Annotated in this window: 13 protein-coding genes; 3 read left to right on the top strand and 10 right to left on the bottom strand. The window is 36.0% G+C overall.

Translation table 11 applies throughout. The features are described from left to right. Window positions 1-9 precede the first annotated feature (9 nt). Complete coding sequence (locus G5B98_RS03540; RefSeq protein ID WP_232525373.1) at window positions 10-1380, bottom strand: hypothetical protein; 1371 nt, start codon at window positions 1378-1380, stop codon at window positions 10-12. Then, window positions 1377-2123 (bottom strand): hypothetical protein, encoded by a 747-nt coding sequence (locus G5B98_RS03535; protein WP_196087191.1) that lies wholly within the window; start codon window positions 2121-2123, stop codon window positions 1377-1379. Before G5B98_RS03535 ends, G5B98_RS03540 begins: the two co-directional genes overlap by 4 nt. Window positions 2124-2298: 175 nt before the next feature. On the opposite strand from G5B98_RS03535, the gene rpmB reads away from it, so the two are divergent. The 3 genes from rpmB (at window position 2299) to G5B98_RS03520 (ending at window position 3960) form a co-directional block, all read left to right on the top strand. Beyond that, a complete protein-coding gene (gene rpmB, locus G5B98_RS03530; RefSeq protein ID WP_021090707.1) occupies window positions 2299-2490 on the top strand; it encodes a 50S ribosomal protein L28 in 192 nt (63 codons plus the stop codon). Between the two features lie 23 nt (window positions 2491-2513). Then, entirely contained in the window at window positions 2514-3644 is a 1131-nt protein-coding gene (locus G5B98_RS03525) for a potassium channel family protein (protein ID WP_021090478.1), read from the top strand. A gap of 115 nt (window positions 3645-3759) precedes the next feature. Then, window positions 3760-3960, top strand: a complete 201-nt coding sequence (locus G5B98_RS03520; protein ID WP_196087190.1) for a DUF465 domain-containing protein — start codon at window positions 3760-3762, stop codon at window positions 3958-3960. A gap of 25 nt (window positions 3961-3985) precedes the next feature. On the opposite strand, the gene epsC is transcribed toward G5B98_RS03520, so the two are convergent. From epsC to lptE, 8 genes are all read right to left on the bottom strand, one after another. Further along, the gene (gene epsC / locus G5B98_RS03515) at window positions 3986-4537 is read right to left on the bottom strand and encodes a serine O-acetyltransferase EpsC (RefSeq protein ID WP_084041512.1); all 552 of its coding nucleotides are present in this window, start codon (window positions 4535-4537) and stop codon (window positions 3986-3988) included. Window positions 4538-4540: 3 nt separating this feature from the next. Next, window positions 4541-5446 carry a cysteine synthase A gene (cysK, locus tag G5B98_RS03510; RefSeq protein ID WP_269775684.1) on the bottom strand — a complete coding sequence of 302 codons (906 nt, stop codon included), beginning with the start codon at window positions 5444-5446 and terminating at the stop codon, window positions 4541-4543. A 118-nt stretch (window positions 5447-5564) separates the two neighbouring features. Then, window positions 5565-6233, bottom strand: coding sequence for an endonuclease III domain-containing protein (locus G5B98_RS03505; protein ID WP_107698498.1), 669 nt, complete (start codon window positions 6231-6233; stop codon window positions 5565-5567). After that, window positions 6230-6994 (bottom strand): ATP-binding protein, encoded by a 765-nt coding sequence (locus G5B98_RS03500; RefSeq protein WP_196087188.1) that lies wholly within the window; start codon window positions 6992-6994, stop codon window positions 6230-6232. The genes G5B98_RS03505 and G5B98_RS03500 overlap by 4 nt, the downstream gene beginning before the upstream one ends. Next, window positions 6991-9936, bottom strand: a complete 2946-nt coding sequence (gene mfd / locus G5B98_RS03495) for a transcription-repair coupling factor (protein ID WP_196087187.1) — start codon at window positions 9934-9936, stop codon at window positions 6991-6993. Before mfd ends, G5B98_RS03500 begins: the two co-directional genes overlap by 4 nt. Then, window positions 9917-11119: a Mur ligase family protein gene (locus G5B98_RS03490; RefSeq protein ID WP_196087186.1), complete on the bottom strand. Its 1203-nt coding sequence runs from the start codon at window positions 11117-11119 to the stop codon at window positions 9917-9919. The genes mfd and G5B98_RS03490 overlap by 20 nt, the downstream gene beginning before the upstream one ends. Continuing rightward, a complete protein-coding gene (locus tag G5B98_RS03485) occupies window positions 11116-12690 on the bottom strand; it encodes a GGDEF domain-containing protein (RefSeq protein ID WP_196087185.1) in 1575 nt (524 codons plus the stop codon). The genes G5B98_RS03490 and G5B98_RS03485 overlap by 4 nt, the downstream gene beginning before the upstream one ends. Continuing rightward, window positions 12671-13210: an LPS assembly lipoprotein LptE gene (gene lptE, locus G5B98_RS03480; RefSeq protein WP_196087184.1), complete on the bottom strand. Its 540-nt coding sequence runs from the start codon at window positions 13208-13210 to the stop codon at window positions 12671-12673. Before lptE ends, G5B98_RS03485 begins: the two co-directional genes overlap by 20 nt. Window position 13211 lies beyond the last annotated feature (1 nt).

The following is a 13211-nucleotide window of genomic DNA, read 5'->3' as shown; positions in this document are numbered from 1 at the left end:
TTCTTCTCCTTACTTGGTTACAAATACAAAGCCTATTTCGTCATCTTTTACATCTAGTCTATTCATGATGCCTACACTATTGTGATCGAAAAAAACATCATCGGATAAAATTTTAGGCAAACTAACTTTTACTTTTATGCCTTTTTGCCAAAGATGAGTCAAAAATTTATCTGTAATGATACTAAAAATTTGAGAATATCCACTTAAATAATCATTTGAATCATCGCCTTCAGGCATAAAAATAGAGCAAATTTTGTCTAATTTATCTTTTTTTACTCCAAATAGCACTCTTGCGTAAATATCACCATAATACTGAACACAAATACGCAAGTAATCGCACTCATCCTCTATGTCAAGCGCACTAACCTTGGTATCAACACACAAAATTTCTTCTTCTGCTAACTGTGAGATAATTTTGCTCGCAATTTGCGTCACATAAGATGAAATTTGAGCAACGCTCTTGTTGATATCTACTGGCTCTGCATCAAAGTTTCTTTTTTTAAGATAAAAAATAGTGTCGTCTTTGTAAAAGTCATTTAAATTTTTATAGATAAATATATTTGCATCTTTAAGGTACGTTACTAATTCGATAGATAAATTTGCTTCGTTTATGCCACAAAGCGAAATAAATGCACCTGATCTTTTGCTAATGTTAGCAAGCTTGATTAGAAATTTTGCGCCTCTTATATTTAAAGCACCAGAAATATTTACCCATAAAATAAAAAATTTATATCCGATTTTTAGCATAATATCATGAGCTGACATATCAAAATCTTCAATAAAATCTGAATCCATAAAACTTTTTATGGCATAAACAACGACACCATCTTTTATAAAAGTATCTATCTGATTTTGCTTTAATCTCACATGATTTAGCTGCGATACTGCATAATTATATAAATTCTTTTTTTTATTAAACTCGGTTGCATCTCTAGCCTCAACCACATCAAATGAGCGATTTTTGAGATAATTAGCTAAATAGTGCTTGTACTGCTCAGTTGAGTTATAAATGAAAACTTTATCTGCGTTATTTAGAAATTTATTTAAAAACAAGCTTGCAATGTTTTTACTTTCAAACATCGAAATATTTGAAATATTCTTAACTGTTTTCATCATCAATTCATAAAAAATTTCATTGTAATCGCAAATCGCAAATAATACGCCAAGCTTTTGCGCTTCTTCGCTTAAATTTTCAATTACTCTACCAAGCCAAATAGGACTAAAAAATGTAACATTTTTTAGTGAAAGCAGTATAGCGCTGATATCACGCGATGAAATTTGGTTTATATATTTTTCACTTAATTTTAATGGAACATTCTCTGCTTCCAAAAAACCAAAAGGCCTTATAATTGCCATAGAACCATTAAAAGTTAATTTCATTTTTGTAGAGCTTTTTTAATAAATATAATGGTTTGCATCTCTGGATAAACATTGATATCTAAAATTTTATCAACTCCAAAATCATAAAATTCAGGCCTGCTGGACTCATAAGAGAGCAAAATCTCAAAAAAGCAAAGCATCTCTTTATCAATCTTGCTTAATGATTGTTTATTCATATTCATTGCTTTTAAAAAAATATCCCAAAGACTAAAGCCATATTTTTTTTGCAAAATTTTATTATAGCTTACATCAGAATACAAAATAACATCTGACATGTAAGATGGAAATTTCGAAAATAAATTCTCACACACTATAATACAGGCTATAGAATACGGAGCAAGCGATAAATAGTTATAGTGCTTTTCTTTAAAAGAATTTAATATCTTTAGCCAATCTGATAAAATTTTAGCATTAAGCTCGATTAAATCGACAATTTTAAAATTAAATACCTTATAAATTTTTGGGGATTTTAAAAATATAAAATAAGAAAGCACTATCGCTCTAAAAGTATCAATGCCAAGCATATTTGCTATTACTACCAAATCGTTGCCATCATAAGGAATATCAAATTTTACACGTTTAAAAATGGAGCTAAAATAAGTTTTAAAAGATGCTATATTTTGTAAAGTAGCAACTGCCTCAGTTACATTACCAGCTAACAAAAAGCGCTCGACCTTTTCAAAAAGAGTTGGCATCTGTAAAACAAAATCAACATTTTTTTCGATCAACTCTTTACTAAGCATTTTGTATCACTCAAGATTTCTAAATATTTTTTGCTATTTATAATTTATAGACAAAGGCGTTATTTTATCTAGATTATTAATAAAAATCAATTCTTTTAAAAAAGAATCTATTTAAGCATTACTTTTGTTTGTTTTAGATAAAATCAGCAGAAATTTTTGTTTATAAGGAAAAAAAATGTCAAAAAGATGTGCGATAACAGGCAAAGGACCGATGATAGGCAACAATGTGAGCCACGCTAACAATAAAACTAAAAGAAGATTCTTGCCAAATCTTAGAACGATTCGTGTTACACTAGAAGATGGTACTACAAGAAAGATAAAAGTTGCTGCTTCTACTCTAAGAACAATGAAAAAACAATCAAACTAAGAATATAAAATGAAGAGGAATTTATGTCTTTTCTCTCAAGACTTTTAAAATTCCTCAACTGGTCAAACTCTACAAAACCAGAAATAAGCCTAGATACTGAGCTTTACGAACAATTAAAACCTTTTAGATTTCCACTAATTTCAGTCGTATTACTGTTACTTTTTGGAACATTAGGTTATGTCTTAATAGATAATTTCTCGCTAATAGATGCCTTTTACCAAGCTGGTATGACTTTTACAACAGTTGGTTTTACCGAAGTTGCTCCAATAACTCCAAAGGGCAGAATTTTTACTATCACATTTATACTTATTGGTTTTATTATATTTACACTATCGATTGGTATTGTGGTTGAGGTTTTAAAAAGAGGCACATTAATTAGCATTTTAAAGGAACGACGCATGCTTTATAGGATCGCAAGACTAAAAAATCACTTCGTTATTTGTTATCACAATCTATACACAATCGAACTTAGTGCTCAATTTCGCGAAAATCATATACCTTTTGTAGTGGTCGATGATAGAGAAGATATCGCAGAGCTAGCTCAAATTTATAAATACCCATATTTCATAAAAGCTCAGCCACACACACAAATTGCCTTTTTAAAAACACATCTATCAAGCGCAAAAGGACTTATAACTCTTAGCTCAAATATTGCTGATAACATCGCCCTTATAGCATCTGTAAGACTTTATGAAAAAGAGATAGGTCGCAGAAAGCCTTATCATATCATCACAAATGCAGAGACAGAAGACGATACGCAAAGATTAAAAAAATTAGGCGCTGACAATGTGGTAAGTCCATCTCGCTTAGTCGCGCAGCGGTTAAGTGCTATGAGCGTAAGGCCGGATATGGAAAATTTATTAGAGCAGTTTTTGTATACAAAAAATTCACCTATCGATATAGAAGAAATTCTTGTGCCTGATTACTCTTGGATAAGATTTAAAAGATTAAAAGAAACTCATCTACGAAACATAACAAATGCGGACATAGTAGGCATTAGAGATATAAATAATAATTTTGTACCAATGCCAAATGGCGACACATTAGTAGGAACGGGATCAAAGCTTTTAGTCATCGGTACCGTTGATGGAATACGTCTAACCAAGCGTGTTGTAAAAAGCAAACACAAACCTGAAGAATTTAAATACGTATAAAATAAATTTTTCTACTCACTCTTTTTAAAAATTTAAGCAATAGCTTGGCACCTTTTTTATATCCAAGCATTTACAAAGTCTTGATAAAATTTCTCAAAATTTTATAGGAGCCGATATGTTACATGAATATACATACCTTATAAATGAGCTAAAGAAAACCGATGCTCGTTTTGCTGCTCTTTGCAAAAAACATGATGAGCTAAATAAAAAAATAGACGACAATCTAGCAAAACCATCTGAAATTGATAATTTAAAAAAAGAGAAGTTAAAACTAAAAGACGAAATTTATGCTCAAATTTTAAAGCATAAAAAGTAAGAATAAATTTATCTAATCTTTAAGGTTAGATAATAAACTCTGGTTCAAATTTTGTCCCATTTACTCGAACTATTCTTGCTGGTATACCAACGACTGTCGCGTTTGCTGGGACATTTTTTAGCACGACCGAGTTTGCGCCGATCTTGGCATTTTCGCCGATCGTTATGGCACCTAGTATCTTTGAGCCAGCTGCGATAGTCACACCATTTTTTACAGTCGGATGCCTTTTGCCACACTCTTTTCCAGTGCCTCCAAGTGTTACTTGATGATACATCATTACATCATCACCTATCTCAGCTGTCTCACCGATAACCACACCCATACCATGATCTATGAAAAATCTCCTGCCGATCTTTGCTCCAGGATGGATCTCGATGCCTGTTAAAAATCTTGCAATTTGCGAGATGAGTCTAGCTAGAAAAAAATGCTCTTTTTTATATAAAAAATGAGAAATTTTATGAAACAAAACCGCATGGATGCCAGGAGTATTTATAAGTATTGCCAAAAAGCAACACTTATGTACCGATGGGTCTTTTTCACGAACAGTTTGAACTAGCTCCTTTAGACTCTCCCACATATTTTATACTCCGTAAAGCTCTGTGCTTAAGTATCTTTCGCCATTATCTGGAGCTATGAAAAGTACTTTTTTGCCAGCGCCAAGTCTTTTAGCTACTCTTTTTGCAGCCACATAAGCAGCACCACCACTTATACCTATCATGAGTCCATCACTTTTTGCAATTGCTCTAGCTGCGTTTAGTGCGTCATCGTTGCTTACTTTTTCTACCTCGCTAACTAAGCTCATATTCATAGTATTTGGTAAAAATCCTGCTCCGATGCCTTGAATTTTATGTGGTCCTGGGTTACCACCACTTAAAACCGGCGATGCTTCAGGCTCAACTGCGATAATCTTAGTATCATAGCCCTTTTCTTTTAAAATCTTTGCTACACCACTTATTGTACCACCTGTGCCAACACCAGCTACAAATGCATCAAGCTTACTAAAATCAGCCACAATTTCAGCTGCTGTTGTTAGTTCGTGAGCTTGTGGGTTATACTTGTTTTCAAACTGGCTTAGCATTACGTGATTTGGCTGAGCTGCTAGCTCTGTAGCTCTTGCGATCGCTGCTTTCATGCCACCAGACGCTGGAGTAAGCTCAAGCTGTGCACCATAAGCAGCTACGATCTTACGTCTTTCGATACTCATGCTCTCTGGCATGCAAAGTATCACTTTAAAACCAAGTGCAGCACCGCACATCGCTACACCAATGCCAGTATTTCCGCTCGTTGGCTCAACGATAGTATCGCCATGTTTTAGCGTACCGTCAGCTAGCATTTTGGTTATCATATTAAACGCGATCCTATCTTTTACAGAGCCACCTGGGTTAAAAAACTCTAGTTTTACGTAAATTTCGGCTTCATCAGCACCTGTTTTTATCTTTACAATAGGTGTATTACCAATCGTTTTAACGATGTTATCGTAAATCATCACTCCTCCTAAATTAAATAAGATAAATTTTGTGTAAATTTAGCACAGAATTTTAAAATAGATTATAAAAAGCCCCGATATTTGGCAAATTTATAAATAGTTGTTACATATTAGTAGTTTAATTTTTAATGCTGCTTAATATTTTTTGACCATTTTGGCTTAAGATTTTACCTTTGAAATTTTCCTTGCAAAACTCCAAAATAAGAGCGTGATAGAGTTTTAAAATTTCAATCTCATCAAATTTCTCGCTATCAAGAATTTTATAAATTTCATCATAATCAAGCGAGCTAAACCACTCAGCCGCCTCATCGTAGCTCTCAAAAATATAGTCAAAATATGCCATTATCCTAAGCGCATAAGCATCAACAACCATATATGGCTTACCGCAAGCATAAGCAAGTATTGCATCACAAGTCTCGGCTCCAACACCTTTTACGCTTATGAGCCACTCACGACTTACATTTTCTTTGAAATTTTCAAAGTCGTCAAACTCGTTTCTTATGGCTTGGCAAAGCGTCTTTAGCCGTTTAGCCTTTGTGTTATAAAAGCCACTTGGCTTTATGAGCGTAGCAAGCTCGCTGTTTTCAAGCTCGCAAATGCCTTGTAGGCTATCTTTGTTTGCTTTTTTTAGATTATCTAGCGCTTTTTCTACGTTTTTCCAGTTGGTATTTTGCACTAAAATAGCACCTAAAATGACCCCAAAAGTACCCTCATCTGGCCATTTTAACTCGTCTAAATTTTTGTTTTTGTGATTAAACAAGGTTAAAAATAGATCGGTTGAAGTCATTTTAAATTTTCTTTAAAAGTAAGATAAAACTGCTTTGCTGTCCTACCACTTCTGCTAGCTCTTAGCGTGGCGAAATTTTTAGCAAGTGCGTAAAGCTCATCTTTGTCGCCTATGTAATCCTTAAAGTAAAAATCAACCATTTTTAGATACTCGTCGTAGTTGCCTTGATAAAAGCTGATCCAAAGGCCAAAGCGATCTGAGAGCGAAATTTTCTCCTGAACTGCGTCGCTGTAGTGGATTTCTCCGTCTATTAGCTCTGAGTTTTCATTTTCGCTTTTAAACTCGCTTATTAGATGTCTGCGGTTTGATGTGGCATATAAAAGGACGTTTTTTGGCGGCTTTTGGATAGAGCCATCCATGATAGGCTTTAGAAATTTATACTCATTGCTGCCATTTTCAAAGCTTAGATCATCGCAGAAAATGATAAATTTAAACTCGCTCTTTCTGATCTCATCGATGATGTCGCCAAGGTATTTTAGATCCTCGCAGCCGATCTCGATGATGCGAAGTCCCTCTTTATAAAATTTAGTAAAAACAGCCCTTACAAGGCTTGACTTGCCACATCCTCTCTCACCCCAAAGAAGCACATGATTTGCCTCGTCGCCAGCTATAAAATTTCTAGTATTTTTTAGCAAAATTTCTTTTTGTTTCTCTAGTCCATAAAGTGAGTCGATATCGACAAAATCGATATCCTCAACCGGCTTTAACATCCCTTTTGTGCTCTTATAAATCGCTGCGTACTTCACGCCCCAATCTATCATTTCTTATCCTTTCTTAGATAGACCAAAATTTCAGCCAAAACATCGTCGTCGTCCTTGCTACGTGACTTTAGCCTGATCTTCTCGTCATCATTTTTTGTTATTAGTATGTTTTGCTCGCTATTTGAGATAGTCTTTATGCCAGCTTTTAGAGCTAAAATTTTGATGATGATAAGGTCTAAAAACTGCTTTGTAAATGTATCTATCTTGCCAAATCTATCCTCAAGCTCGCTTTGTATCTCATAGACCTCGGCTACCTCTTTACACTTGCTAAGGCGCCTATAAATTTCAAGCCTTAGCCTATCTTCTCTTATAAATTCTTGATTTAAAAAGGCGCTCACACTAAGCTTTAGATCGATCTTGTCTAGCTTTGCGGAGTCTTGATTAAGAAGCTTGTTTATCTCATCTTCTAGCATTTTTAGATATAGCGAGTAGCCGATAGCCTCGATGTGGCCGCTTTGTGCCTCACCGATGATGTTGCCACCACCTCTTATCTCAAGGTCATGATATGCTAACACCGAGCCAGCGCCCAAAAATGAGTTGCCTTCAAGTGCCACAAGACGTTTTAGCGCGTCTTTACTAATGGCATCTTTATCCTCAACCAAAAAGTAGCAATAAGCCTGCTTGTCGCTTCTGCCAACTCGTCCACGCAGCTGATGCAGGTCAGCCATGCCAAATTTATTAGCATTTTCTACGATTATGGTGTTTGCATTTGGCAAGTGGATGCCGCTTTCAACGATGCTGGTGCAAAGCAGCAAGTCATACTCGCCTCGCTCAAATTTCATCATCTCATCTTCAGCTATTTTTGCATTTACCTTTGAGTGAAGTATCAAAATCCTAAGCTTTGGCAAAATTTTTCTTAGATCATTTGCTGTTTGCTCGATATCTGCGATGTGGTTGTGGACGTAAAAGGTCTGCCCACCGCGTCTTAGCTCACGCATGATCGCCTCTTTGACAACCTTTTCGTCCCACTCTCTCACACTTGTTCTAACATCCAGCCTTGAGCTTGGCGGAGTGGCTAAAATGCTATATGTTTTTATCTTGCTAAGCGCCATATTTAGGCTTCTTGGTATAGGAGTGGCGCTCATACTTAAGATGTGTGAGTGCTGAGAAATTTCTTTTAGCTGCTCTTTTTGTTTAACGCCAAATTTATGCTCTTCATCAACAACGATCAGACCTAAATTTTCAGCCTTTACGCCAAGAAGCGCATGCGTTCCCACGCAAACTATGGGCTCATTTTCTTTTAGCGCTTTTTGCAGGCTTGCCTTCTCTTTGGCACTTGAGAAGCGATCCAGTCTAAAGACCTTTATGTCAAATTTACTAAATCTCTGGCTTAGCGTCTTGTAGTGCTGCGAGCTAAGAAGCGTCGTTGGCACGAAGAAAAACGCGCTAAAGCCTGATTTTATGCAGGTAAATATAGCATTCATCGCAACTTCGGTCTTGCCAAAACCCACGTCGCCACTAAGTAGCCTATCCATCACCTTGCCGCTTTTTAGCTCATCTTTTATATCATTTACTGCTTTTTGCTGATCGCTCGTGTATGAAAAGCCAGCATCTTGGACGAAATTTAGATAAGAGATATCCTCTTTTTGTAAAATTTTGCCTGCGATTAGCTCTCTTTTTGCCGCCATCGCCACGATCTTTGAGGCGATCGCGAAGAGTTTTTCTCTAACCTTCTCTTTTATCTTTGCAAAATTTGCCTTGCCTAAGCGATCAAGCACCGCCATAGAGCCATTTTGAGCGATGTAGCGGTCTATCAAATTTAGATGTTCAACCGGTAAAAGAAGCTTGTCATCATTTTGATAAGCAATGACCACAAATTCTTTCGTCGCACCCAAAACTTTAATCTTTTTAAGCCCCAAAAACCTGCCTATACCATAATCTTCATGCACGACATAGTCATTTACTTTTAGCTCATCCACCACGAGACTTGAGCGTTTAACTCTCCTTTTTTTCTCAAATTTATTTAGTGAGACTACGATCTTGTCGCTTGAGGTTATATTTACCACAAGTGGCGAAATTTCAAGCTTTACATTTGCAAAGCCATCAAGCTCATAGCCTTTAAAAAGCCCTTCATTTCTTGAAAGAACGGTTATGCTTTTGCTCTTATTTAGCTCAAAAAAGTCAAAATTTAAAGTAACCTCTAGATCTTTATAAACCTTTGGCTCAGGCAAAATTTCAATGCCCTTAAATTTCTCCTTGGGCACATCATAAATTTCAAAATCGATTTTTTTAACAAGTTTTGAGTCAAATTCTTTTAAATAGTCACTAAAGCTATCTATCGCCCAAAATCCAAGCGAATTTAGATCGCTCACCAAGGTATCGCTTTGCATATCCTCGATCTTTTGGCTAACTTTTTCAAACTCATCTTTGCTCAAATTTGCGATAAATGGTACGATCTCGGCTTCGCTTAACTCAGCTTTGTTGCTAATTTGTGTGGCGGTGTTGTAGTTTCTAATGCTCTCCACCTCATCGCCAAAGAGTAAAATTCTAACTGGATCGTCCATATTTACGCCGTAAATGTCGATCACTTCGCCACGAATGCTAAACTCGCCAACGCTCTCAACGATATCGACGCACTCATAGCCAAATCGTATGAGCAAGTCGGCAAATTCGCTTAAATTTAGATTATCTTTTAGCTTGATCGTTGAGCTCTCTAAATTTTTTTGCGTTGGAAGTGGGTTTAAAAGCGTGCTAAATGGGCTTACGATGATCTTTTTGCCATCAAATTTATAGTATTTGCTAAGAACGGATGAAATTTCAAAGAGCTCTTCGTTAAAGCTTCTTAGATCATCACCCTTTTTAGCTCTGAAATCAGGTAGTTTAAATGCGTTAAAGCCAGCAAAACTAGCCGCATCAGCGCAAAGTGCCGCCTCTTTATCATCTTCACAGATAAGAATTTGTGGGGCGTGCGTTAAAAGATACTCATAGACCCTTGCTTGCATAGTACTCTTTTAAAAATGCATCAACTAGATGAAATGAGCCAAAGGCTAGATAAATTTTGCTGTTTTTTGCCTCTTTTATATCGTTCATATCGCTTGGCTCAAACTCTCTATGTGAAATTTCAAGCTCGTTTAACGCTTTATTTATAAGCTCTCCGCCAAGCTCCCTACCCTCGCAGTGATAGTGGTATAGCAGTACGTCATTAATGACCGGCCTAAGTGCTGTTAAAACAGCTTTAAAATCTTTATCTAAGAACGAATTATAGACCAAGGTAAGCTTCTTGTCGCTAGACTCTTCCTGGCTAAATTTCTTAGCCACAGCCTTTGCGCCAAGCTCGTTGTGACCGACATCAACGTATAAATTTGAAGCGATCTTTTCGCATCTACCTCGAAGCGTAAGAGCACCAAGCTTTTTTATGTCTATGCTGCTATCTAAAATTTTAGCCGCAGCGTAGGCTAGAGTTAAATTTGATCGTAAAAACTCTGGCAGATTAAATTTATCTGCATAATTTGCGATCTCGTTTAAATTTTCTTTGGTTAAAATTTCTCTTGGGAAGCTTAAAGTGGAGCCTTTTTCACTTGCGATCTCTTTTGCGATAGCAACGCTTATCTCGTTCATCTCATCATTTAAAATAGCTCTTTTACCCATAGCTTCAAATTTCGTACGTGAGATTTCTTCTAGGCTATTTCCAAGAACTGCCGTGTGATCAAGCCCAATAGGCGTAAAAATGCTTAACTCTTTTTCAAAAACATTTGTCGCATCAAGCACACCACCCATACCAGCCTCGCAGACAAAGTAGTCGCAACCCTCAAAAAGTACAGCTGAAAGCAATGTCATATACTCAAAATAACTTGTTTTTATCTTGTATTCATCGCTTAGAAGTCCTTGCAGGCGCTCGTGAGCTGCTTCTAAAATTTCATCACTAGCGACTTCGCCATTTAACCAAAATCGCTCGTTAAATTTAAATATATGAGGGCTCGTGTAATGCCCTACTTTTGCGCCATTTTGGCTTAAAATTTGCGCTAAAAAGCGGCCGGTGCTGCCTTTGCCATTTGTGCCTATTATGTGAATAATCTTAAATGGCTTTATATGTTCTTTTATAGTCGCATACGCTCTAATAATCCTACCATAATCAATCTCTTTGTAATAAAGCGGCTTGCCATCAAGAAATTTAGCTAGGCTCATTTTTCCTCGATTATCTTTGGCATTACTTGATTTCTACCATTTTCTTTTGAGAGATAAAGCATCTTATCAGCAGCCTCAAGTGTCATCGTCTCACTTAAATTTGCACTTCTTGTCGCTATACCAGAGCTGATAGTAACCTTAATACGCTCGTTTTTATAGATAAATTTGAAATTTTCTATCATACTTCTTAGCTTATCCCCAAATTTAACACTATCTTTTAAGCCAGTACTTGGAAGTAAGATTACAAATTCTTCACCGCCATACCTACCGACAAAATCAACCTTTCTGGCATTTTTCTTAAGCACTTGAGCTACCGCTGAAAGAATAACATCTCCAGCCTCATGCCCATAAGTATCGTTTATGCTTTTGAAATAATCAATATCAACAAAGCATATAGAATAATCGGTCCCATAGCGTTTATACGCTTCTTCGATGCGTTGAATCTCGTTCATCAAAGCACGCTTAGTAGATACCTTTGTCAAAAAGTCTTCTTTGCTCTCCAGCTTAGCTTCCTCAAGCTCTTTTTCAAGACTATTCACTCTGTTTTGAAGCTCTAAAATAGTAGCTTGCCTATTGTGCATCTCGATACCAAGCTCTTTGCTCTCGATCTCCAAAGCACCAGCGATCTCAATAAGCATGCTTCTTACTTGATCAATGCTATTTGTATTTAAATTTACATTTTTAAGATCATTTTTAATGCTTTTTACTTTATCAGAACTACTTTGCGAGCTAACTGCAATATCAGAAATTCTCTCGCTTATATTTTGCAAGACATTATTTAGCGAACCAACTTTTTCTATGATTTCTGTTCTATCTTCTTCTATTCTGCGATCAACAAATGCCTTTACCTTTTCTTGAAATTCTTTGCTATTTAAGGTTTTAGGATTTTGCTTCAAAGTACTTCTTATCGTGCTAAGCTCTTCATCAAGATCCTTTGTAATAGAAGGCTCAAGAGTAAGGCTTAAAAGCTGAATCAAAACATCCTCTTCACCATCTTCATCTTTTTGTGTAAGAAATTTTTCAAGTTCAGAACTCATTGTCTTTAAATCATCAAAATTTCTAACACCATAATATTTCAAAAATTCTAAAAATTCAGTGTCATAAGAGCTAACAAAGTCAAACCATCTAAGGCACATTTCTTCAAGATTTTTCTCATCATATCTTCTAGCGAGCAGTTGCATACTTTGCTCTGCTAAGCTTTTTGCATCTTTATTGTGAAGCATTGAGATAGCTTGGAGAATTCTTCTAGCAAATGCGTTTAGTGATTGTAGTTTTTTATCATCGGCCACAAGACCCGCCCCTTGTTGAGCACCTCTAGAGAGCCTAGCAGTCATAAAAGCAACAAACTCATCGACCGTCTTTATATGAAGGCTCAAGGCTTGATTTTTATATTCATCACCAAGCCTTGAGATATATTTTTCTATCTTTTTACTCTCTTCTGTTGTAAAGCCGTATTTTTTAGAAATTTCATTATATACTTCAGTGTAATTCTCTGGCGTTAGCATCAAATGGCGATCTTTGATCTCATTTAAGGCTTCCTTGACTATTTGACTAACGGTTACTGCTGCCATTTCTATATCCTTTTACCGCTAAACTTGCGATATACTCATCAAAGGCCTCTTTTGATGCCTCTTTGATAGCTTCGTATTTTTGAGTATCACTAAGAATGCTGTCAGCAAATCTTACATCTTTTTGACGTCTTGCGACACTAAAGTCATACTCGCCAGTGGCTGGAATATCAACTACGCTGCCATCTTTAAATTTAGTCTTATAATTTAAGCTAAGATGTGCTTTGTATGACGTAATGTAGCCAAATTCATCATAAATAATTGCTTCGTAATTTAAATCTTTTACCGAAATAATTATCGAAGTATCAGCACTCTCTTTACTTGATAAATCTTTATTTAGCCTTGCGACCATGCCCTCTTTTACAGCATCCTTTATCCAAACACTATTTTTTGGCTCTTCTTTACTAATAATCACATCAACGTAAATTTTATAGCCCACTAGATCATGTGTGATCTTTGAAACTGGTTTATACCCACACCCGCAGATAAAAAACGCAATAAAAAACGCTAAAAAATATCTCAAA

Source organism: Campylobacter concisus (assembly GCF_015679985.1).
Taxonomy (GTDB): Bacteria; Campylobacterota; Campylobacteria; order Campylobacterales; family Campylobacteraceae; genus Campylobacter_A; species Campylobacter_A concisus_AC.
This window is presented reverse-complemented; position numbering and strand designations above follow the sequence as displayed.